Below are 21,555 nucleotides of genomic sequence, written 5' to 3'. Positions count from 1 at the left end.
ATACCCTGCGCGGCATGGATCATGACCGCTATCTCTGCGTGGTCGACGTGGAGGCGACCTGCTGGACCGACGCTCCGCCGCCTGGCCAGACGAACGAGATCATCGAGATCGGCTTGACCGTCGTGGACACGGGCACCCACGAGCGGGTGTCGCGCCACGACATCCTGGTGCGGCCGGAGCGATCGACGGTCAGCGCGTTCTGCACCGAGCTGACCGGCCTCACCCAGTCCGAAGTGGACAGTGGGCTGACGTTCGCCGAAGCCTGCGCCACCCTGCGCCGAGAGCACCACACGGACTCGCGGGCCTGGGCGAGCTGGGGCGACTACGACCGCAAGCAGTTCGAGCGCCAGTGCGCGGCGACCACCGTGCGATACCCGTTCGGTTCGCGGCACACCAACGCCAAGAAGGTGTTCACCGAGGCCCACGGCCTGCGCAAGCGGCCTGGCATGGCGCAGGCACTCGATCACGCCGGGCTGGCGCTGGAGGGCCGCCACCACCGCGGCGAGGACGACGCCTGGAACATCGCCGCCCTGGTCACCACCCTGATGCGCGCCGACGCCTGGCGCTAAGGCGCGAACGCGGCCAAGGCGTCCTCCGCCCGCCGCATCGACTCGGCGGGGTCGGCGTCCGGGGAGCCGATCAGCGGGTCGAAGTTCAAGTCGACGAACAACTCGGTGATGCCCTGCTCGGCCAGGTCGGCGAAGTCGCCGCGGATCTGGTCGACGGTGCCGGTGAGCGGCCGCCGCTCGCCGCCCGCGGGGCGCACAAGCACCGAGCCCCGGCACACCATCCGCAGCGCGTCGGCGTCGCGGCCCGCCGCCTGGGCGGCCGCGCGGACGATCTCGACCGACTCGCCGATCGTGGCCAGGTCGGCGCGGCTGCTGCTCACCCAGCCGTCGCACAGCGTGCCCGCTCGACGCAGCGCGGGCTTGGCGCCGCCGCCGAGCAGGATCGGCGGCCCGCCCGGCTGGACCGGCTTGGGGTCCTGGCGCGCCGCGGGCACCCGGTAGAACTCGCCGTCGTGCTCGACCACGTCCTCGGTCCACAGCCGCCGCAGCAGCGGCAGGTATTCGTCGGCGCGCTTGCCGCGGTCGCTCAGGTCGGCGCCGACAGCCGTGAACTCCAGGTCGGACCAGCCGATGCCCAGGCCGGCGTCGAGCCTGCCCGCGGAGAGCAGGTCGAGGGTGGCGAGCTGCTTGGCCAGCAGCGGCGGCGCGAAGAACGGCACGTTGAGCACCGCGATGCCGAGCCGGATCCGGCTGGTGCGCGCGGCGAGGAACGCGGTGGCCGCGACCGGGTCGAGCACACTGCGGTACACCTCGCCCCACTGTCCGTCCGGCGGCGCGAGCAGGCGCTGGAACGTCCACAGCGAGTGGTAGCCCAACTCCTCGGCGCGGGTGGCGACCCGAGTCAGGTTGTCAGGGGTGGCCCAGGAGCCGGACACGGGCACGGCGAATCCGATCTGCACACCGGACACGCTACCCACCCGCGGCGCCGATGGCAGACTGCGAACCATGACCGACGCGAACCCCGAGGACCCCTACCTCTGGCTGGAGGACGTGCCCGGCGAGCAGGCGCTCGACTGGGTGCGCGCCCGCAATGCCGAAACCGTCGCGGACCTCACCGGCGGCGAGCGGTTCGAGGCCACCCGAGCCCGTGTGCGCGAGGTGCTCGACGCCGACGACCGCATCCCGTATCCGCGGCGGCGCGGCGAGTTCCTCTACAACTTCTGGCAGGACGCCGAGCACCCGCGCGGACTGTGGCGGCGCACGACGATGGACCGGTACCGGTCCGGGTCGCCCGAGTGGGACGTGCTGCTCGACGTCGACGCGCTGGGCGAGCGCGAGGGCGAGAGCTGGGTGTGGAACGGCGCGGCTGTCCGCAAGCCGGACTACCGGCTCGCGCTCGTCGAGCTGTCCCGGGGCGGGGCGGACGCCACCGTCGTCCGCGAGTTCGATCTGGACACCCGCGAGTTCGTCGCGGACGGCTTCACCCTGCCGGAGGCCAAGACCCGGGTCGGCTGGATCGATGCCGACACGATCTACGTCGGCACCGACTTCGGCGACGGCTCGCTGACCACGTCCGGCTATGCGCGGATCGTCAAGCGGTGGCGCCGGGGCACGCCGCTCGCGGAGGCCGAGGTGGTGTTCGAGGGCAAGCCGGAGGACGTCACGGTCTACGCGCACCACGACCCCACCCCGGGTTTCGAGCGTGACTTCGTCGGCCGCTACCCGGACTTCTTCACCTCCGAGGAGTTCCTGCGCACCCCCGCGGGCGACCTGGCGCGCATCGAGGTGCCGGACGACGCGAACACCGACGTGCACCGCGAATGGCTGCTGATCACCCCCCGGTCGGACTGGACGGTCGAGGGAACCACCTACCGCTCGGGCTCGCTGCTCGCGGCCGACTTCGACGCCTACCTCGCGGGCGGGCGCGACCTCGCGGTGCTGTTCGAGCCGGACGAGCACACGTCGCTGCGCGGATACTCCTGGACCGCCAACCACTTGATCCTCACCGAACTGTCCGATGTGGTCACTCGACTGGCCGTCCTGACACCGGGGTCGGACGGCTGGACGCGGGCGGAGCTGCCCGGCGCGCCCGACCTCGGCTCGGCCCAGGTGATCGACACCGACCCCGACCACAGCGACGAGTACCTGCTCGACGTCAGCGGCTACCTGCAGCCCTCGACCCTGCTGCGCGGCGAGGTCGGCGGCGAGGTGGAGACACTGCGGCAGGCGCCCGCGTTCTTCGACGCCGAGGGGCTGACCGTCGAGCAGCACTTCGCCACCTCCGACGACGGCACGCGCGTGCCGTACTTCGTCGTGGCCAAGCCGAACGTGGACGGCCCGACGCTGCTCTACGGCTACGGCGGGTTCGAGGTGTCGCTGACCCCCGGCTACAGCGGCGGCCTCGGCCGGGGCTGGCTGGCGCACGGCGGCACGTATGTGGTGGCCAACATCCGCGGCGGCGGCGAGTACGGCCCGGCGTGGCACCGGGCGGCGCTTCGGGAGAACCGCCCGCGCGCGTACGAGGATTTCGCCGCCGTGGCAAGGGATCTGGTGGCCCGCGGGGTCTCCACGCACGCACGGCTGGGCATGCAGGGCGGCAGCAACGGCGGCCTGCTCGCGGGCGTGATGCTGACCCGCTACCCCGAGCTGTTCGGCGCCGTGGTGTGCCAGGTGCCGCTGCTGGACCTGCGCCGCTACCACCTGCTGCTCGCGGGCGCGTCCTGGATGGCCGAGTGGGGCGACCCAGACGAGCCCGCGGACTGGGCCTACCTCAAGGAGTTCTCCCCGTACCACAATGTCCACAGTGGACGTGAGTACCCGCCGGTGTTCTTCGTGACGTCCACTCGCGACGACCGGGTGCATCCGGGCCACGCGCGCAAGATGGCGGCCCGGATGCGCGAACTCGGCCACACCCCGAGGTATTACGAGAACATCGAGGGCGGCCACGGCGCCGCCGCCGACAACGCGCAGCGCGCGTTCATGTCCGCCATCGTCTACGAGTTCCTGCTGAGCACACTGGGCTGACACCCGCAGGCCGCCACCGGTTGGCCAGGCGGCACCGCCTCGGCGGCGGCCCGCGCGATGTCGGCGAGCAGGCGGGTGCGCTCGGCAGGCCGGATCCACCGGCCGCGCGCCACCACGCCGTGGATGCGCGTGGTGTTGGCGATGTCGGCCAACGGGTCCGCGTCGAGCACGACGAGGTCCGCTGCCTTGCCGGGGGCCACCGTGCCGTGGCGGTGCTCCAGGCCGAGGCAGCGGGCCGCGTCCCGGGTCGCCGCGAGCAGTGCCGCCATCGGCGACAGGCCCGCCTCGACCAGCAGCGCCAACTCGTCGTGCAGGCCGAAACCCGGGAAGCAGAACGGGTTGTTCGCATCCGTGCCCGCGACCACGCCGACTCCCGCCCGGTGCATCGCGCCGACCAGCCGGAGTTCGGCGCGCAGGAAGTCGCGGTGCTCGGCGATCAACTCCGGCGTGCGCGGCGCGGTGGCCTCGATCTGCTGACGCCAGTACTGGGTGATGAACGACGGCAGGTACCGCAGCCGCGGGTCGGCCCAGTCGAACGCGTCGGCGGGCTGGGCGAATACGCGCAGCACCGTCAGCGTCGGCGACTGCCACGCGCCGAGCCTGCGCAGCCGGGCGAACAGCGCCGCCGCCTTGGCCCGATTGTGGCTCGCGACCGCCGACCGCTCGATCGCCCGCACGCGGCCGATCCAGCCGTACGGGTCGGCCGGGTCGAACGCCAGCGCCTCGATCTGCGCGCGCAGGCCCGCCTCGCGCCCCGACGTGGACAGGTACATTCCGAACAGGTGCTCGAACGTGCGCTGGCCGAGGGCAGCCGCCGGACCGGCGGAGATCCGCTCGGGCAGGTGGCCGGCGAACGGCAGGCCGAGGCGGGCGCACTCGTCGGCGATCGCGGCGTGCGTGTCGGGCCGCAGGAACGAGTACACCTTGACGAAGTCGGCGCCCTGCTCGGCGGCGCGGTGCACGACCGCGCGGGCCTCGGCCTCGGTCGTGACGACCTCCGCCCCGACCGGCCCGAACACCGAGCCGGGGCCGTCGACGATGGTGCTGCCGATGACCATGCGCGGCCCGATGACTCGGCCGGACTCGACGCGGTCGCGCAGGTCGGGCAGTGTCGGGTGGCTGTGGCCGAACATCTCGCGGATGCCGGTGACGCCGTTGGCCACGTACAGCGGCGGATAAACGCGGTCGAGCGCGATGCTGTGCACGTGCAGGTCCCACAGGCCCGGGATCAGGTACTTGCCGCGCAGGTCGAGCACCCGCGCGCCCGGCGGAACCGAGCGCGGGCAGACCGCGACGATCCGGTCGCCCGCGAGCACCACCGTGCTGTCCCGCCGCGGCACGCCACCCGTGCCGTCGATGAGCGTGGCGCCCGCGAGCACGGTCGGCCCGGTCTCGGCGGACGCGGTGCCGGACAGCGCCGGGACCACGCCGCCCGCCACGGCGAGGCCGCCGCCGAGCACGCCGAGGAAACGCCTGCGCGTTGTGTCCGATGTGGACATTGCTACCTCCTTCGCGCGGTATCGGCGTCCACTCTGCGACCTCACCCGACGTGAAGGTCAAGGCCGAATCCCGACTGGGTAGGGTCAGTGCCGTGTTGGCGCTGCACTGTCTGGGCACGGCCGCGGGCGAGGTGGCGCTCTGGGCCGAGGACTCCGAGCTGCCCACCCGCCACCCGGGCCGGTCCGTGCGCGGGCACCCATTCGCCGTCCCCGCCGACGTGCTCACCGAGCGGCTCGGCGTGTCGGGCACGACCCGCACGCTGCCGGTGCTGCTGCCCTCGCACCCGTCCACGCCGGTCGCCTCACCTGAACTCGTGCGCGACCCGCTGACCGCGCCCCCGGCGCCGCGCGGCGCGGTGCGGCTGCGGCCGTGGCTGGTCCCGGTGCTGGGCGGCGCCCCGGGAGACATCGCGGCCGCGCTGGTCGGGCTCGCCGACGACGTGCGCGCCGGGGCGAGCGTGCACTTTCTGGCGCGGGTGGCCGCGTTCGCCGACGACCTGGTGGCCCGCGGTCGCGTGCTGCCCGCCGTGGTCGCCGAACCCACCGGCCCGGCGGCGCGCTGGCGGCCCGCGCTGTCCGGCGTCGACTCGGCCCGGTTCGCCCGACTGCGCGACAGCCTGCCGCCCGCGCTGCGCGCCGAGCAGGTCGAACCGGACCTGCTCGACGGTCGCGCGGCCGACGAGGTGCTGCACCCGGTGCTCGACGCGCTGGTGGACGCCGCGGCCAGGGCCAGGCTCGCGGATACCCGGCTCGCCCCGCCCGGCCGGTTCCGGCCCGTCGAGGAGGCCGCGGGCGCGCTGCTGCACGCGTTGACCGGCGACCCGCGCCTCGACGTGGCTCCCGAGCTGGTGGCGAAGCTGGCCGACCAGCTCGACGCCTGGCGGGCGGGCGCGTCGCGCGAGGAGCCGGTGCGGGCGTGCTTCCGGCTCCGCTCCCCCGAGCAGACCCGGTCCGACGACTGGTCGCTGGAGTTCCTGCTGCAGGCCGCCGACGACCCGAGCGTGCTGGTGTCCGCCGAGCAGGTGTGGCGCGGCGACCGCGACGGCGTGCTGCACCGCTGGGTCACCCGACCGCAGGAGCTGCTGCTCGCCGACCTCGGCCGGGCGGGGCGGATCGTGCCCGATCTGGACACCGCCCTGCGCGAGCCGCACCCCGTCGGCCTGGCGCTGGACGCGGCGGGCGCGCACCGGTTCCTGACCCGCGCCGCCGCGCTCGACCAGGCGGGGTTCGGCGTGCTGCTGCCGTCGTGGTGGCGCGCGTCGTCCGGGGTGGGGCTGAAGCTGACGACCGCGAGCCGGGGCGTCGCGGGCACGGTGGCGCGCACCAGCGCGCTCGGCAAGGACGAACTGGTCGACTACCGCTGGGACCTCGCGCTCGGCGACCTGACGCTGACCGAGGCCGAGCTGGCCGAGCTGGCCGCCGCGAAGGTGCCGCTGGTGCGCGTGCGCGGCCAGTGGGTGCACATCGACCAGCGGCGGCTCGCCGCGGGCCTGGCGTTCCTGGAGCGTCAGGGCACCGGGCAGATGTCGGCGGGCGAGGTGTTGACACTGGCCGGGATGCCCGCCGACGACACGGTTTTCCCCGTGCCGGTGGTCGGGATCGGCGGCACGGGCTGGCTGGCCGACCTGCTCGGCGGCGGCGTCGAGGCGACCCTCGATCCGGTCGACACCCCGGCCGGGTTCACCGCCGAACTGCGGCCCTACCAGCGGCGCGGGCTCGCGTGGCTCGTCTTCCTCGACAAGCTCGGCCTCGGCGCGTGCCTGGCCGACGACATGGGTCTGGGCAAGACGGTGCAGTTGCTCGCCCTGGAGGTGCTCGCCCGGTCCACAGTGGACCGTCCGCCGACGCTGCTGGTGTGTCCGATGTCGGTGGTGGGCAACTGGCAGCGTGAGGCCGAGCGGTTCGCGCCCGGCCTGCGCGTGCACGTCCACCACGGCGCCGACCGACTGACCGGCGGCGAACTCGGCGCCACCGTGGCGGGCACCGATCTGGTGATCACGACCTACGCGCTGGCCGCCCGGGATGCCACGATGCTGGGCGAGTTGACGTGGGACCGGGTCGTGCTCGATGAGGCGCAGAACATCAAGAACAGCGCGGCCCGGCAGTCCCAGGCGGTGCGGGGACTGCCCGCGCGGCACCGGATCGCGCTCACCGGCACGCCCGTGGAGAACCGGCTCGCCGAGCTGTGGTCCATTATGGACTTCGCCAATCCCGGCCTGCTCGGCCCGCTGACCCGGTTCCGCGCGCGGTTCGCGGTGCCGGTGGAGCGCTACGGCGACGAGGACGCCGCCGCGCGACTGCGCCGGATCACCGGGCCGTTCGTGTTGCGCAGACTGAAGACCGACCCGACGATCATCGACGACCTGCCGGACAAGCTGGAGATGAAGCAGCTCTGCAACCTCACCGCCGAACAGGCGTCGCTCTACCGCGCGGTGGTCGACGACATGCTCGCCAAGATCGACGAAAGTGAAGGCGTGCAACGGAAGGGCTTGGTGCTCGCCACCATGACCAAGCTCAAGCAGGTCTGCAACCACCCGGCGCAGTTCCTCGGCGACGGCTCGCGGATCGCGGGCCGCTCCGGCAAGCTCGCCCGGCTGGAGGAGACGCTGGAGGAGGTGCTCGCCGAGGGCGACCGCGCGCTGTGCTTCACCCAATACGCGGGGTTCGGCAGCATGCTGGTGCCCTATCTCGCGACCCGGTTCGACACCGAAGTGCTGTTCCTGCACGGTGGCACACCGAAGAAGCAGCGCGACGCGATGGTGGAGCGGTTCCAGTCCGGCGCGGGGCCGTCGATCTTCCTGTTGTCGCTCAAGGCAGGCGGCACGGGGCTGACGCTGACCGCGGCCAACCACGTAATCCATCTCGACCGGTGGTGGAACCCGGCGGTGGAGGACCAGGCCACCGACCGCGCGTTTCGGATCGGGCAGCGCCGCGATGTGCAGGTGCGCAAGTTCCTCTGCATCGGCACCCTGGAGGAGCGCATCGACGAGCTGATCGAGCAGAAGAAGGCGTTGGCGCAGTTGGTGGTCGGCGCGGGTGAGAACTGGCTGACCGAACTGTCCACTTCGGAGCTGCGCGAGCTGGTCACACTGTCCGCGGAGGCCGTCGGTGAGTGACGAGTGGTGGCGCGACGAGCCGACGAAGACGATCCGGGTCGAGGGCGGGGTGCGGGCGCGCAGCCAGCGCGGCGAGATCGCGCGGACCTGGTGGTCGCGGCGCTTCATCGAGGTGCTGGAGTCACTCGGCATGGGCGGTCGGCTGGAGCGCGGCAAGCGCTACGCCCGCGCGGGCCAGGTGTTGAGCCTGTCGCTGTCGACGAGCATCGCGGTCGCCCAGGTGCAGGGATCGCGGCAGGAGCCCTACCGGGTTCGGATCAGCATCAAGGCTTTCACCCCCGCGCAGTGGATCGAGGTGGAGCGGGCGCTGGCCGGGCAGGCGCTGTTCCTGGCGAAGCTGCTGGCAGGCGAGATGCCCGCGGACATCGAGGAGGTGTTCGACAAGGTCGGGCTGCGACTGTTCCCGGACAACCTGCAAGAGCTGTCCATGGACTGCTCGTGCCCGGACTGGGAGGTGCCGTGCAAGCACCTCGCGGCGGCCTGCTACCTGCTCGCCGAATCGTTCGACGCGGACCCGTTCCAGATCCTCGCCTGGCGCGGGCGGGGCAGGCAGGAACTGCTCGACCACCTGCGCACGCTGCGCGACCGGTCGCCCGCGCAGGCGCGGAAAGACACCGGCGAGCCGCTGTCGTCGGTGCTGGACTCGTTCTGGGGCAAGCACTCCACGCCGTCGGGCAGCCCGCCGGTGCCCGCCGCCCCGGACGCGCTGCTCGACCAACTCGACCCGCTGCCCGTGATCGTTCGCGGCCGCCCGCTGATCGAACTGCTGCGGCCCGCCTACCGGGCGATGGGCGAGTCCTCTTGAGACTCGACCGCCGGGTGTCCGCCGTTGCCGAGGAGCTGTTGCGGCGCAAGAAGTTCGTCGCTCCGGTGGACGTGCTCGTCGGGCTTGGCTGGCTGAGCGGGCGCGTGGTGCAGAGCTGGGAGCACGGCCTAGTCGAACGACTCGACCAACTCGCCGCCGTCCCCCCGGAACGGTTGGCCGAAGCTGTCGAGGTGCTGGCGTCCTGGGCGCGCGGCCAGGGTCTACTGCCGTCCGAAGTGGACTATGTGGCCGCCACCCGCGACCGCCGCGCCCTGCGCTTCACCGCGTCCGGCGACGATCGCGCGTACCGGACACAGTGGACAGACCCGGACCTGCCAGAGACCAGGCGGGCCAAGCTGCTCGAACGGCAGCACAAGGTGCCGGACCTGGTGGCGTTCACTGCCACGAAACCCTGGTACTGCGCACAATGCCGGGAGACCGGCGAGTTCCACCTGCTGGAGGACGACCTGCCGCTGTGTCTCGACTGCGCGGACATGGGCCACCTGGAGTTCCTGCCCGCGGGCGACGCGGCGCTGACCCGCCGCGCGCGCAAGGCCAGCGGGCTGGCCGCGGTGGTGGTGCTGTGGAACAAGTCGCGCAAACGCTTCGAGCGCCGCGGCATCCTGGTCGAGCGGTCCGCGCTGGAGACCGCCGAGACCCAGTGCTTCGCCGACGAGGAGCTTCGCGAGCGCCGCAAACAGCGCGACCGCGCCCGCCGCGCCGCCCAGGACGTCGAGTTCCAGACCGCCTTCGCCACCCGCATCGGCGAACTGTTCCCCGGCCTGCCCGGCCCCCGCGCCCAGGCGATCGCCGAACACGCGGGAACCCGCAGCAGCGGCCGCGTCGGCCGGTCCGCGGCGGGGCGAGCCCTGGACGAGCACGCCGTCACCCTCGCCGTCGTCGCCGCCATCCGCCACGAGGAAACCGACTACGACGCCATGCTCATGGCAGGCGTTCCCCGCGCCACCGCCCGCGAGAACATCCGCGACACCATCGACCTCGTCCTCGCCCGGTGGCGGTCGGCCGCGGAACCGCCATCAAGATCTGGGCAGTAGCCCGTACCTGCGGCAGTACTCGCCGAACTCAGGACCAGTACAGGGCAACCGCATCTTGGTGGCGCGAAGCGTCGTGACGAGATTCGAGGCGCCGAACTCATTGAGCAGAAGGTCTCGCAGCACATCGAGCCGATCCGACAGCGCGAAATGGGTGAGACATGCGCTGTCCAGGACGTAAACTGACGGAATAGGCCCGCGATCATCGGTCACGGCGTGGACTCCGCCTCGTCCCGCCAGGGGAGTTCGTCGGTCGAAATCTGTCCGTGCGTCATCTCGACAGCCCGCGTCGATTTGATAGTCCCGGTGCGCCAGGCACTCATCACGGCATGGGCGTAGCGCGGCGGAACTCGAATCGATTCCAGGTCAGGTTGCGGCGCCCATCCAAGGGCATCCATGAAGTCCGGCTTCGTGGGTGCCCCCCTATCCACCTGCGTGCCTTCGACGGATCGAGAACACCCGCGTGGACCCCCTGACGAACGGCCAGCCGCCACGACGTCCGGTACTGGGCGGCCAACTCGATCAGCTTGTCACGGCTGATGTTCGGGCCTGCATCGGCTACCACCCGCATCGGGAGCAGCAATTCGGCCGCGAAGACGTCAATGACCGATTCGCGCTTGTCCGGCATGGCAAAGCTCACGTCACTCGCGTAGTCGTCACCAATGACGAAGTGCCCGAGTTCGTGCGCCGCAGTGGCTCGCCGCCGACCCGGATCCAAAGCGCGGCTCACGACCGCGACCCCGACATCGCTGTCCACCATGACATACCTTCACCGGGCAGATCGGTGATCAGCACCATCTGTCCGGCGGACTCGCACACCGACATCAGCGTTTCGATTGGCAAGTCTGAAAGCGACAACTGGCTCCGCACCCACCGTGCCGCTGCACGCGCTTCGCCATCTCCGTCCACCGGGGCCGGGTATCTGAGCAAGGAGCACGGCTCCAGGAAGCCGCTATCAATCAATTGGCGAAGGCGCACCCGACTCGATCTTTGCGATCATGGTGCGATCCAGATCCACGGCACGGGCCAGGCCCTCCTGGGACAAGCCCATCGCAACGCGTGCATGACGAACGCGTTCACCGACTTCCACCCATTCCATGGCCTCCATGATCGTGCGAATTTCGCACGAGTCAAGAGGTGTGACCCAAACGTGGACGGATCGAGCCATTCAGGACGTAGCGGGCGGCGATGGCGGTGGCGATCTCGGCCATCCGGGTGCGCAGGTCCGCCGGTTCCAGGACCTCGATCTCCGCCCCCAACCGCAGGAACTGGCCGACCGCGTGGTCGACGGTCTCGATCGGCAGCACCACCCGACACCAGCCGTGCGGATCGGGATCGGACGCGGACTCGGCGGCGGCGCGGTCGAGCACCGGGCCGAGCACGTCCGACAGGACCCGGAAGCCCTCCGGCGACAAGCGGACCACCGCCTCCCCCCGGTACACCTCCGTCTCGTACCGGCGGGACGACTCGCGCCAGCAGGCGGCCAGGTCGAAGTCGGGCGGGCGGACGAACGGCTCGCCGACGGACTCGACCGCGCGGATGCTCGCCACCCGGTACGTCCGCGGCGAACCCCGCGCCCTGGCGACGACGTACCAGGTGCCCGCCTTCATCACCAACCCCAAAGGTTCCAGCGTGCGCCGCACCTCGGCGGGCGTGGGCGTCCAGCGGCGGTAGCGCACGTCGATCGCCCGGTGCTCCCACACGGCCCGCGCGACGGTGGCCAGGTGCGGGGTGTCCTCGGCGTCGGTGAACCAGCCGGGTATGTCGAGGTGGAACCGCTCGCGGATGCGGACGGCGCGCTCGCGCAGTTCGATCGGGAGCGCGGCCATCAGCTTGAGTTCGGCGGCGGCCAGGGTCGCGCCGAGGCCGAGTTCGGCGGCCGGGCCGGGCATGCCGGTGAGGAACAGGGACTCGGCCTCGCTCGCGGTGAGGCCGGTGAGCCGGGTGCGGTAGCCGTCGAGGATCTGGTAGCCGCCCGCGGGGCCGGTCTCGGCGTAGAGCGGGACGCCCGCAGCGGTCAGCGCGTCGACGTCGCGGTAGATGGTGCGCCTCGACACCTCCAGCCGCTCGGCCAGTTCGCGCGCGCTCATCCGGCCGCGGGTCTGCAGCAGCAGGAGGATCGACAGCAACCGGCTCGCGCGCACAGCGGGAAGATACGCCGAACCACTGACAGAAGATGTCAGCGATGCCCCACCACGATCCTCGCATGACCACCACGATCGCCACGATCACCGACTTCGACTTCCTCGTCGGCTCCTGGAAGGTCGCCAACCGGCGGCTGACCACCCTGCTCGCGGGCAGCGACGAGTGGGACGAGTTCCCCGCCACCTGCACCGGGCGCACGTTCTTCGACGGCGCGGGCAGTGCCGACGAGATCCACTTCCCGACCCGGGGCTTCTCGGGCACGTCCTTCCGCACCTACGACCGCGAACTCGACCAGTGGGTCATCTACTGGGTCAACAGCCGCGACGGCCGGATGCAGCCGTCCGTGGCGGGCCGCTTCACCAACGGCGTCTGCGAGTGCTTCGGCGACGACGAGCACGAGGGCGTCCCCATCCGCGTCCGCTACCGGTGGTCGCGGATCACGCCGCTGTCGGCACGCTGGGAGCAGGCGTTCTCCGCGGACGGCGAGCAGACCTGGGAGACCAACTGGGTCATGGACTTCACCCGAACCGCCCTCTGACGCCCGCGGGCGACGTCGAGTGCCCGCTACTCGACGTCGCCTGAGGATGCCGACCAGGTGTTGCACGAACCGGTGGACTTGCCCTCGAACCCGACCATCGCCCACTTGGCCTGGTTGCGGCTCTTGCCATGCGTGTCGGAACCGAGGGTGTCCTCGAAGCTGCGCGCCGACTCCGCGGCCAACTCACCGTCGACCGCGCCGCGGCCCGATGCGGCGGCCAGGAAAACCCCCGCGAAGCAGTTGGCCTGCAGCTCGGCCCGCCGCGACAGCTCCAGGAACTCGTCCTCGTCGGCGCGGCGTTCGCGTTCGTCGACGGCGCCGAGGATGCCCGCGAGCGCTTGCACGTGGTGGCCGTACTCGTGCGCGAGCACCGCGAGGTGAAACGCCGACTCGTCGCCCGCGTCGCGGATCAGCCGCTCGCGCGGCATGTAGATGACCTTGTCGCGCTCACAGTAGAACGCGGTGGCCTCGTCCTTGGCCGGGGCGAATCCGCACTTGCTGCGCGGCCGGTCGTCGATGTTGAGGCCAGGGCTGCCGAAGGGCAGGCCCGCGGCGGTCAGCACGGGTCGCCACGCCTGGTCGAGGCAGCCGATGCCGACGCGGTAGTAGGCGTCGAGTTCGGCGGCCTCGGTGCCGAGCGCGGGCAGTGCGCAGTCGACTGCCGCCAGCGGGGCGCCCGGGGTGAGCAGCGGGTTGGCCGCGATCTGCGAGAGCGTGCGCGGCTCGGCGCTCGACCGGCCCGGCCCGCCCTGCTCGCCGACCGCGAGCGGCGTGCCCTGCACTGTGGTGGTCAGGCCGCCGGAGGTCGCCTTGCCGACCAAGGCGATGGCCAGCACGCCGACCAGCACCATGCCGAGCACGGCGACCAGCACCAGGGGCGAGTTGCGCTGCTCCCGCTGCTCAACGGTGACGACCTCGACCCGCGAGAGGTAGAGCTGCCGGTAGTCGACCAGCGGCGGTTCCACACGCGGGAACTCCTCTGGACTGCTCATGCCCCCCACCTCGTGCTCAGCGCACCCCGTCTCGACGCCCCCCTGCGGACCGGCGGTCGCGCCCCGATCATAGTGCGGCTCAGTCGAGCATGAGCACGACTTTGCCGCGACCGTGCCCGATCTCCACCTCCCGGTGCGCGTCCGCGGCCGCCACCAGCGGAAACCGGCTCCGAATGGCGAACCGCAGCAGCCCGCGGTCGTACAGGCCTGCTACCGCGGCCAGCCGTTCGGCCGAACGCACCACCCTGATCCAGTGCACGCCCAACTCGGCCACCAGGTCGAAGGCGACGATGCTCCCGATCCGGTCACGGTCGGCCACGACCTCGACCGACGCGCGCAGAGCATCGGCTCCCGCACAGTCGAACGCCGCGTCGACCCCGCGCGGCGCCACCGCGCGAACCCGCTCGACCAGGCCGTCGCCGTATTCGACCGGGACGGCACCCAGCGCGCGCAGGTACTGGTGGTTGGCCACTCGCGCGGTCGCCACGACCGTTGCCCCGCGTAACCGGGCCAACTGCACCGCGACAGCACCGACAGCACCCGCCCCGCCGTGCACCAGCAGCGTCTCCCCCGCGCCGACCCGCAGGAACTCCACGGCGGCGCTCGCGGTCTGCGCGGCCGAGTTGAACCCGCCCGCGACATCCCACGGCATACCCGCGGGCTTGCGCACGACCTGGCCCGCCTGCGCGACCCGGTACTCGGCGTAGCTGCCGAGGCTCGCGAAGCCCAGCACCTCGTCGCCGACCCGGTGATCGTCGACGCCCACCCCCACGGCGTCGACCACCCCCGCGAACTCGTTGCCGAGGATCTGCGGGAACACCACCTCGCCGAGCGGCGGACGCCTGCCCGCGCGCACCGCCACGTCGAAGGGCTGCACCCCCGCTGCCTTCACCTGAACCCGGACCTCCCCCGCACCGGGTTCAGGGCGCGGCAGGACCGTCGGGCGCAGGACGTCGGCGGACCCGAACTCCGCGATGGTGACCGCGGTCATCTCGTCTGTCATGGACCGATAATGGAACCTCCAGATAACTCGAAGTCAAGGGGCTTGGTCGCGCCGAGTGCGACACAGCGAGCCGCACCCTCGGCGAGACCGTCGACCGAGAGGTCGAGGTGACACCGTTTAGGCGCCCCGTCATCTGGCCACTCCGGCGGCTGATAGCCGTCTGGTCAGCGTCAGCAGCACGACCGGGAACGCCACCGACAGCGCGAGCGCCGAGCTGAGCAGCACCGCCTGCGCGCGGGTGAAATCGTCCAGATGGGTGACGTGGAAGATCAGGTGCGGCACCGCGAACAACAGATACGCCGACAGCGCAATCCGCACGAGCCTGCGTTCGAGGTAGACCGCGGCCGCGGAGAGCACCAGCGCCAAGCCGAGAGACGCTCCGCCGAAATCGCGGAACAGATGCTCGTTGAACGGCGGGTCGAGTGCGACGGTCGGCACGGTGTCGTAGAACGAGCGGGGGAACGACACGGTCCATAGGCCCAGGACGAGTTCGACAGCGGCGAGCGCCGCCAGCCCGGCCCTCACGCGCCGGCCAGGAAGGTCTCGAAGTCGACCTGGCCATCGGCGTGCTCGGGGGCCAGGTGCTCCCCGCGGCGGTAGGCCGCGAACGTCGCGCCCGGCACCCGGAACGGCACGAGCAGCCGTCTGCGGCCTGTCGCGCGGAGGTAGGCGCGGGCCGAGTCGCGCGCGGTCAGCACGCGGGGTCCGCCCAGATCGGCCACGCGGCCCGCGGGCGGCCCGGCGGCGAGGGCGGCCAGCCTGGCGGCCACCGTGCCGGTGTCTACCGGCTGAAAGCTGACGCCCGACGGGTAGCACAGGACGGGCGAATACCGTTGCACGGACCACAGCCGCGCGATCAGATCGTGGAACTGGGTGGTGCGCAGGACCGTCCACGGCAGACCGGAGTCCTCGATCAGCCGCTCAGCGGCCAGTTTCGCCCGGTAGTACGGCAGTGGCACCCGGTCGATGCCCACGATCGAGATATACACCAGGTGCGTCACACCCGCGCGCTTCGCCGCCGCGATCAAGGTGGCGGTGGCCTCGACATCCTTGCGCCCGAGCGTGGTCGCGCAGTGCACCACAGTGTCCACTTCGGACAGCGCGGTGCCAACGCCCGCGCCGGTGAGCAGGTCACCGGGCGGTTCGCCCGTGCGGCTGAGCACGCGGACCGCACGGCAGGCGTCGGTCAGCGTGCGCGCCACCACGCGGCCGAGCGTGCCGGTGCCGCCGGTGACCAGGATCGGGTTGGACACGGAATCCTCCAGGGTCGTCGAGCTGTCGTCCTGGAGACCGGACAGATCCGGCTACCGTGACAACTGACCGGCCAGGAACGTCAGCTTGTCCGGGTTGGCCAGCAGCCGCAGCGCGACCACCCGCCCATCACTGATCTGCGGCGCGAGCAGGCCGGACAGCGTCCCGTCGACCCAGCCGAGCAGCGCGGTGTCGCCGTTGACCTCGGCGAACGTGACCTCAGTCGCCGCGCCGAACTTGTCGAGCGAGCCGATCAGGTAGCGGGCCACCCGGTTCGCCCCGAGCACCGGCCTGCGCGCCGCGCCGACCTTGCCGCCGCCGTCGGCCCACGACACGACGTCGTCGGCGAGCAGCCGCTCCAACCCGGCGACGTCCCCCTCCTGAGCGGCGGCGAGGAACCGCTCGAACAACGCGCCGTCGTCGGCGCGCGCGGTGGCGGGGCGGTGGTCGGCCAGCCGCAGCCGGGCGCGGCGGTGGAGCTGGCGGCAGTTCGACACGGTGAGGCCGAGGACGCCCGCGATCTCGGCGTGCCGGTAGGCGAATGCCTCGCGCAGCACGAACACCGCCCGCTCGGCCGGGGTGAGCCGCTCCAGCAAGACCAGCAGCGCCAAGGAAACCGAGTCGCGGCGCTCGGCGGTGTCCAGCGGCCCGAGTGCCCCGTCCGCGGTCGCCACCGGCTCCGGCAGCCACTGCCCGACATACCGTTCGCGGCGCGCCCGGGCCGACGTGAGCCGGTTCAGGCTGAGGTTCGTGACCACGGCGGCCAGCCACGCGGCGGGCTCCCGCACCCCGACTGCCTGACGCCAGCGCAGGTAGGCATCCTGCACCACGTCCTCCGCCTCGGCCGCCGAGCCGAGCATCCGGTAGGCGATGCCGAACAGCCGAGCCCGCTGCGCCTCGAAGACCGCTGTCGCATCCATGCTCCCGTCACCTTGGCCGCGACGGGCCGGCGGGCGCCCGGTGGCGCCGAGCCGACTCGACGCCACCGTTGACCTGCATGTTCATCCTAGACAGGGCACAGAACCAGGGCAGGACACTAGTGGTCACACCACTAGTGGTTGCGACCGCAACCACTAGCTGCAGCCGGACGTGGAGCCGCAGCCCTCGCACACGTAGCAGGAGCCCGCGGGCCGCATCTTGGTGCCGCAGGTCATGCACAGCGGTGCGTCGGCGGCCTTGCCGAGGTGCAGTTCGAGCAGTTCCGTGGAGCTGTGCACCGTCACCGGCTCGGACCGCGCGGCCTCGATCGTGGCCCGTGGCGACGCGTCGACCGAGGTTCGCAGACCTTCCAAGTCCAGATCGGACGGTCCGCTGTAGTCGGACGCGACCTGGGCGGACCGCTCGTCGGCGGTGAAGACGCCGAGCTGGGCGCGCTTCTCGTACGGCAGGTAGTCCAGCGCCAGCCTGCGGAACAGGTAGTCGAGCACGCTGGTCGCGATCCGCACGTCCGGGTCGTCGGTCATGCCCGCGGGCTCGAAGCGCAGGTTCTGGAACTTCGAGACGTAGAACTCCAGCGGGATGCCGTACTGCAGGCCTACCGAGATCGACATGGAGAACGCGTCCATCACGCCGGCCAGGGTCGAGCCCTGCTTGCCGAGCTTGACGAAGATTTCGCCGAGGCCGTCGTCCGGGTAGGACCCGGCGTGCAGGTAGCCCTCGGCGCCGCCGACAGTGAAGGACACCGTCTGGCTCGGGCGCTTCTTCGGCAGGCGCTTGCGGACCGGGCGGTACTCGACGATCCGCTCGGGCTCGGCCTTGGCCGTCGTCCCGTCGTTGGCGCCCTTGCCAGCCGACAGCGGCTGGCCGACCTTGCAGTTGTCGCGGTAGATCGCCAGCGCCTTGAGGCCGAGCTTCCAGCCCTGGAAGTAGATCTCCTCGACGTCCTCGACCGTCGCCGCCTCCGGCATGTTCACCGTCTTGGAGATCGCGCCGGAGATGAACGGCTGCACCGCCGCCATCATCCGCACGTGGCCCATCGGGGCGATGGACCGCTCACCCATGGCGCAGTCGAACACCTCGTAGTGCTCGTGGCGCAGGCCCGGCGCGTCGACCACATGGCCGTGCTCGGCGATGTACTCGACGATCGCCTCGACCTGCTCGTCCTGGTAGCCCAGGGACTTCAACGCGCGCGGCACGGTCTGGTTGACGATCTGCATGGAACCGCCGCCGACCAGCTTCTTGAACTTGACCAGCGCCAGGTCGGGCTCGATGCCGGTGGTGTCGCAGTCCATCATCAGACCGATGGTGCCCGTCGGCGCCAGCACGCTGGCCTGCGCGTTGCGCCAGCCGTCGCGGCCGCCGATCTCCAGCGCGGCCTGCCACTCGCGGGTCGCCACGCGCTGCACGGCGGCGTCGGTGGAGTGGTAGGTGCGGACGAGGTCGTTGGCCGCGGCGTGCTTGCGCATGACCCGCTGGTGGGCCTCGGCGTTGCGCGCGTAGCCGTCGAACGCGCCGACGACGCCCGCCAGCTCAGCGGACCGGCGGTACGCGGTCGCGTTCATCAGCGAGGTGATGGCCGCGGCGAGCGCCCGGCCGCCCTCGGAGTCGTACGCGTGGCCGGTGGCCATCAGCAGCGCACCGAGGTTGGCGTAGCCGATGCCGAGCTGGCGGTACCGGCGCGTGGTCTCGGCGATCGGCTTGGTCGGGAAGTCCGCGAAACAGATGGAGATGTCCATCGCGGTGATCACGATCTCGACGGCCTTGGCGAAGGTCTCCGCGTCGAACGTGCCGTCGGCGTTGAGGAACTTCATCAGGTTCAACGACGCCAGGTTGCAGCTTGAGTTGTCCAGGTGCATGTACTCGCTGCACGGGTTGGAGGCGGTGATCCGACCCGACTCCGGGCAGGTGTGCCAGGCGTTGATGGTGTCGTCGTACTGGATGCCCGGGTCGGCGCACTCCCACGCGGCCTTCGCGAGCTTGCGGAACAGGCCCTTCGCCTCGACCCGCTCGATGATCTCGCCGGTGGTGCGCGACCGCAGGCCGAACTGGCCCGCGGATTCGACAGCGTGCATGAACTCGTCGGACACGCGCACGGAGTTGTTGGCGTTCTGGTACTGCACCGAGGTGATGTCGGAACCGCCGAGGTCCATGTCGAAGCCCGCGTCGCGCAGAACGCGGATCTTCTCCTCCTCGCGGGCCTTGGTCTCGATGAACACCTCGACGTCGGGGTGGTCGACGTCGAGCACGACCATCTTCGCGGCGCGCCGGGTGGCGCCGCCGGACTTGATGGTGCCCGCGGACGCGTCGGCGCCGCGCATGAACGACACCGGCCCCGACGCGGTGCCGCCCGAGGACAGCAGCTCCTTCGACGAGCGGATGCGGGACAGGTTCAGGCCCGCGCCCGAGCCGCCCTTGAAGATCAGCCCCTCTTCCTTGTACCAGTTGAGGATCGAGTCCATCGTGTCGTCGACAGCGAGGATGAAGCACGCCGACACCTGCTGGGGCGAGGACGTGCCGACGTTGAACCAGACCGGCGAGTTGAAGCTGAACACCTGGTGCAGCAGCATCCAGGTCAGCTCGTGCTCGAAGACCTCGGCGTCCGGTGTGGACGCGAAGTAGCCGTGCTGGAGACCGGCGGCCACATAGGTCCTGACCACGCGGTCGATGAGCTGGCGCAGCGAATGCTCGCGCACCGGGGTGCCCACGGCGCCGCGGAAGTACTTGCTGGTGACGATGTTCGTGGCGTTCACCGACCAGAAGTCGGGGAACTCGACGCCGCGCTGCTCGAAGTTCACCGAGCCGTCGCGCCAGTTGGTCATCACCACGTCGCGGTGTTCCCAGGTCACCTCGTCGTACGGGTGCACGCCCTCGGTGGTGTGGACACGCCGCACGCGCAGCAGGCGCTCCGGCGCGCCGTTGCGCTCCGCGCGGCCGCCCGCCGCCGGGGTCCCGACGGTTTCGGTCATGACCGGTCCCTCTCCCTCGTCACTCGCCTGTCCTGGTGTGGCCACGTCCGGGCTCCCCGTCCGATGCGGCCTGAGCTGCTGGTGTTGCTGGTCCCCGCCCCGGGGTCGGGACGACGCGCCGCGTCGTCGCGATCGCCGATTACTGCTCATCCGCTGCCTCGTCCGCCATGGCGGCGCGCAGGTCGGCGATCTCCTTCTCGAAGTCCTCGACCGAGGAGAACGACCGGTACACACTCGCGAACCGCAGGTACGCGACACCGTCGAGTTCGCGGAGCGGGCCGAGGATGGCCAGGCCGACCTCGTGGCTCGGGATCTCCGCGCTCCCGGTGGCCCGGATGGTCTCCTCCACCTTCTGCGCCAACTGCTGGAACTGGTCCTCGTCCACCGGCCTGCCCTGACAGGCGCGCCGGACGCCGCGGACCACCTTGTCGCGGCTGAACGGCTCGGTGACCCCCGACCGCTTCACCACAGCGAGGACGGCCTCCTCGACCGTGGTGAACCTGCGGCTGCACTTCGAGCAGGACCGCCTGCGCCGGATCACCTGCCCGTCGTCGACCTCGCGGGAGTCGACGACCCTGGAGTCGGAGTGCCGACAGAACGGACACCGCATCGGACCTCACCCCACTCCTCGAACGGCTGTCGGACACCTGGCGTACCCCGATCGGCAGAGCGCACACCGCCACGCTTGGTGATCAATCTGTGGATAACACGTGGATGAGGGGTGGATAACTCACCCCAACCTGTGGACGAACTACAGGGGCGTAACTACTAGATGTTGGGGTCGACGGTATGCCTCAACGCCACATAGTGCAAGCCGACACGGCCCGGAAGGCACCGAACGTGAGCGATTCACGAGCGCGCGCACAGCCGGTGGCACCGACATCCAGGTGAACGTCACACATCACCCGTCTGGACTAACGCCGGTCTGGCCGACGCACTCACCGGACGTAGGCGGTGGACCACGAACCGCGCACGACAGCAGGCGTGATCCACACCACGCGTCCGGCACCGACACGGACGCCTTCGCGACACCGTCCCCACGAACGGCACGCGGCACTACGAGTGGTCGCCTCGCGGCGGCCGGGTCAGCGTAAGAACGGCACCGTCAGCGGCTGTCCGACCGCGACGTCGGAACCGGTGAGCGAGTTCAACTCGCGGATCTTGGCCACGACGGCCTCGATGTCGCTCCCGGGCGCCATCCGCCCGGCCAACTCCGACAGACTCTCCCCCGGCGCGACACGCACCACCGTGGTCGCCTCCGGGACGTCGGCACCGCCCGCCACCGAACCCGCGAACGCGCCGAGCCCGTAGACCGCCAGCGCCACCACCGCCGCGATCCCGACGAGGACGGCGATCGGCGCAGGCGCGCGGCGGGGCGCGCAATCCGGCCTGGCGACGACGTGCGGCGCGCCCGCCACCCGCGGCCGACCGGGTGGCCCGAGCCTGCCCCGCCCGGTCCGGCGAACCGGGCGCAGCGCGGGCCTCGGCGGCGCCACCACGTGCGAAGACCTGCCCGCGACCCGCTCGGCCGACCCGGATGTCAGCAGTGCCGTCATCGCAACCTCCTCGAACTACCGTTCGATCGAACGTCCGTGCGAATGTGTACCACCTGGCACCGACAAAATCGAGAGTTCCCCGGCGTGTCGCTCGAACAGGTGTTTGATCTCCCCAGGTCGGCGGGCTACCGTCGACCCCGGAGATGATCGACGTGGATCC

At 71.3% G+C, this 21,555-nt stretch carries 19 protein-coding genes and 1 pseudogene; 6 read left to right on the top strand and 14 right to left on the bottom strand.

The window, feature by feature from the left end:
- The first annotated feature begins 14 nt into the window (after positions 1-14).
- Complete coding sequence (locus tag ACT4N7_RS09130) at positions 15-569, top strand: exonuclease domain-containing protein (RefSeq protein WP_444828175.1); 555 nt, start codon at positions 15-17, stop codon at positions 567-569.
- Here ACT4N7_RS09130 and ACT4N7_RS09125 read toward each other — a convergent pair.
- The gene (locus tag ACT4N7_RS09125; RefSeq protein WP_444828174.1) at positions 566-1,468 is read right to left on the bottom strand and encodes a TIGR03619 family F420-dependent LLM class oxidoreductase; all 903 of its coding nucleotides are present in this window, start codon (positions 1,466-1,468) and stop codon (positions 566-568) included. The two genes, ACT4N7_RS09130 and ACT4N7_RS09125, sit on opposite strands and share 4 nt — an antisense overlap.
- A gap of 37 nt (positions 1,469-1,505) precedes the next feature.
- Here ACT4N7_RS09125 and ACT4N7_RS09120 point away from each other — a divergent pair, with 37 nt between their 5' ends.
- Positions 1,506-3,533, top strand: coding sequence for a prolyl oligopeptidase family serine peptidase (locus ACT4N7_RS09120; protein WP_444828223.1), 2,028 nt, complete (start codon positions 1,506-1,508; stop codon positions 3,531-3,533).
- Here the strand turns inward: ACT4N7_RS09120 and ACT4N7_RS09115 are convergent.
- Positions 3,503-5,032 carry an amidohydrolase family protein gene (locus ACT4N7_RS09115; protein ID WP_444828173.1) on the bottom strand — a complete coding sequence of 510 codons (1,530 nt, stop codon included), beginning with the start codon at positions 5,030-5,032 and terminating at the stop codon, positions 3,503-3,505. The two genes, ACT4N7_RS09120 and ACT4N7_RS09115, sit on opposite strands and share 31 nt — an antisense overlap.
- A gap of 92 nt (positions 5,033-5,124) precedes the next feature.
- Here ACT4N7_RS09115 and ACT4N7_RS09110 point away from each other — a divergent pair, with 92 nt between their 5' ends.
- The 3 genes from ACT4N7_RS09110 to ACT4N7_RS09100 are packed head-to-tail and all read left to right on the top strand — an operon-like array spanning position 5,125 to position 10,008.
- Entirely contained in the window at positions 5,125-8,148 is a 3,024-nt protein-coding gene (locus ACT4N7_RS09110) for a DEAD/DEAH box helicase (protein WP_444828172.1), read from the top strand.
- On the top strand, positions 8,141-8,953 hold the full coding sequence (locus ACT4N7_RS09105; RefSeq protein WP_444828171.1) for an SWIM zinc finger family protein: 813 nt from the start codon (positions 8,141-8,143) through the stop codon (positions 8,951-8,953). Before ACT4N7_RS09110 ends, ACT4N7_RS09105 begins: the two co-directional genes overlap by 8 nt.
- Complete coding sequence (locus tag ACT4N7_RS09100; protein ID WP_444828170.1) at positions 8,950-10,008, top strand: DUF2293 domain-containing protein; 1,059 nt, start codon at positions 8,950-8,952, stop codon at positions 10,006-10,008. The genes ACT4N7_RS09105 and ACT4N7_RS09100 overlap by 4 nt, the downstream gene beginning before the upstream one ends.
- Positions 10,009-10,327: 319 nt before the next feature.
- On the opposite strand, the gene ACT4N7_RS09095 is transcribed toward ACT4N7_RS09100, so the two are convergent.
- The 3 genes from ACT4N7_RS09095 to ACT4N7_RS09085 all read right to left on the bottom strand — a co-directional run bounded on the left by ACT4N7_RS09095 (position 10,328) and on the right by ACT4N7_RS09085 (position 12,149).
- Entirely contained in the window at positions 10,328-10,762 is a 435-nt protein-coding gene (locus tag ACT4N7_RS09095; protein ID WP_444828169.1) for an ImmA/IrrE family metallo-endopeptidase, read from the bottom strand.
- A gap of 198 nt (positions 10,763-10,960) precedes the next feature.
- Positions 10,961-11,104 carry a helix-turn-helix domain-containing protein gene (locus ACT4N7_RS09090; protein ID WP_444828168.1) on the bottom strand — a complete coding sequence of 48 codons (144 nt, stop codon included), beginning with the start codon at positions 11,102-11,104 and terminating at the stop codon, positions 10,961-10,963.
- Between the two features lie 31 nt (positions 11,105-11,135).
- On the bottom strand, positions 11,136-12,149 hold the full coding sequence (locus ACT4N7_RS09085; protein WP_444828167.1) for a helix-turn-helix transcriptional regulator: 1,014 nt from the start codon (positions 12,147-12,149) through the stop codon (positions 11,136-11,138).
- A gap of 62 nt (positions 12,150-12,211) precedes the next feature.
- Here ACT4N7_RS09085 and ACT4N7_RS09080 point away from each other — a divergent pair, with 62 nt between their 5' ends.
- Positions 12,212-12,688: a hypothetical protein gene (locus ACT4N7_RS09080; RefSeq protein WP_444828166.1), complete on the top strand. Its 477-nt coding sequence runs from the start codon at positions 12,212-12,214 to the stop codon at positions 12,686-12,688.
- Positions 12,689-12,714: 26 nt separating this feature from the next.
- Here ACT4N7_RS09080 and ACT4N7_RS09075 read toward each other — a convergent pair whose 3' ends face one another.
- The 9 genes and pseudogenes from ACT4N7_RS09075 to ACT4N7_RS09035 form a co-directional block, all read right to left on the bottom strand.
- Entirely contained in the window at positions 12,715-13,680 is a 966-nt protein-coding gene (locus ACT4N7_RS09075) for a neutral zinc metallopeptidase (protein ID WP_444828165.1), read from the bottom strand.
- A 79-nt stretch (positions 13,681-13,759) separates the two neighbouring features.
- Positions 13,760-14,683, bottom strand: a complete 924-nt coding sequence (locus ACT4N7_RS09070) for an NADP-dependent oxidoreductase (RefSeq protein ID WP_444828164.1) — start codon at positions 14,681-14,683, stop codon at positions 13,760-13,762.
- Positions 14,680-14,796 (bottom strand): annotated as a pseudogene (locus ACT4N7_RS09065) (hypothetical protein); the annotation flags it as partial. The gene ACT4N7_RS09070 and the pseudogene ACT4N7_RS09065, both read right to left, overlap by 4 nt.
- A 16-nt stretch (positions 14,797-14,812) precedes the next feature.
- Positions 14,813-15,208, bottom strand: a complete 396-nt coding sequence (locus ACT4N7_RS09060) for a hypothetical protein (RefSeq protein ID WP_444828163.1) — start codon at positions 15,206-15,208, stop codon at positions 14,813-14,815.
- A complete protein-coding gene (locus ACT4N7_RS09055) occupies positions 15,205-15,936 on the bottom strand; it encodes an SDR family oxidoreductase (protein WP_444828162.1) in 732 nt (243 codons plus the stop codon). Before ACT4N7_RS09055 ends, ACT4N7_RS09060 begins: the two co-directional genes overlap by 4 nt.
- Before the next feature lie 51 nt (positions 15,937-15,987).
- Complete coding sequence (locus tag ACT4N7_RS09050) at positions 15,988-16,854, bottom strand: RNA polymerase sigma-70 factor (RefSeq protein WP_444828161.1); 867 nt, start codon at positions 16,852-16,854, stop codon at positions 15,988-15,990.
- A 153-nt stretch (positions 16,855-17,007) separates the two neighbouring features.
- Entirely contained in the window at positions 17,008-19,839 is a 2,832-nt protein-coding gene (locus ACT4N7_RS09045) for a vitamin B12-dependent ribonucleotide reductase (protein WP_444828160.1), read from the bottom strand.
- 139 nt (positions 19,840-19,978) lie between these two features.
- On the bottom strand, positions 19,979-20,449 hold the full coding sequence (gene nrdR / locus ACT4N7_RS09040; protein WP_444828159.1) for a transcriptional regulator NrdR: 471 nt from the start codon (positions 20,447-20,449) through the stop codon (positions 19,979-19,981).
- 475 nt (positions 20,450-20,924) lie between these two features.
- Complete coding sequence (locus ACT4N7_RS09035) at positions 20,925-21,395, bottom strand: LysM peptidoglycan-binding domain-containing protein (protein ID WP_444828158.1); 471 nt, start codon at positions 21,393-21,395, stop codon at positions 20,925-20,927.
- Between the last annotated feature and the right edge of the window lie 160 nt (positions 21,396-21,555).

The organism is Actinokineospora sp. (assembly GCF_052390155.1).
GTDB lineage: Bacteria > Actinomycetota > Actinomycetes > Mycobacteriales > Pseudonocardiaceae > Actinokineospora.
This window is presented reverse-complemented; position numbering and strand designations above follow the sequence as displayed.

Bases quoted from the DNA above. Each gene is read 5' to 3' on its own strand.
- ACT4N7_RS09090 (WP_444828168.1), bottom strand. From the start codon at position 11,104: ATGGAATGGGTGGAAGTCGGTGAACGCGTTCGTCATGCACGCGTTGCG.
- ACT4N7_RS09115 (WP_444828173.1), bottom strand. From the start codon at position 5,032: ATGTCCACATCGGACACAACGCGCAGGCGTTTCCTCGGCGTGCTCGGC.
- ACT4N7_RS09130 (WP_444828175.1), top strand. From the start codon at position 15: ATGGATCATGACCGCTATCTCTGCGTGGTCGACGTGGAGGCGACCTGC.
- nrdR (WP_444828159.1), bottom strand. From the start codon at position 20,449: ATGCGGTGTCCGTTCTGTCGGCACTCCGACTCCAGGGTCGTCGACTCC.
- ACT4N7_RS09070 (WP_444828164.1), bottom strand. From the start codon at position 14,683: ATGACAGACGAGATGACCGCGGTCACCATCGCGGAGTTCGGGTCCGCC.
- ACT4N7_RS09035 (WP_444828158.1), bottom strand. From the start codon at position 21,395: ATGACGGCACTGCTGACATCCGGGTCGGCCGAGCGGGTCGCGGGCAGG.
- ACT4N7_RS09075 (WP_444828165.1), bottom strand. From the start codon at position 13,680: ATGAGCAGTCCAGAGGAGTTCCCGCGTGTGGAACCGCCGCTGGTCGAC.
- ACT4N7_RS09080 (WP_444828166.1), top strand. From the start codon at position 12,212: ATGACCACCACGATCGCCACGATCACCGACTTCGACTTCCTCGTCGGC.
- ACT4N7_RS09045 (WP_444828160.1), bottom strand. From the start codon at position 19,839: ATGACCGAAACCGTCGGGACCCCGGCGGCGGGCGGCCGCGCGGAGCGC.
- ACT4N7_RS09050 (WP_444828161.1), bottom strand. From the start codon at position 16,854: ATGGATGCGACAGCGGTCTTCGAGGCGCAGCGGGCTCGGCTGTTCGGC.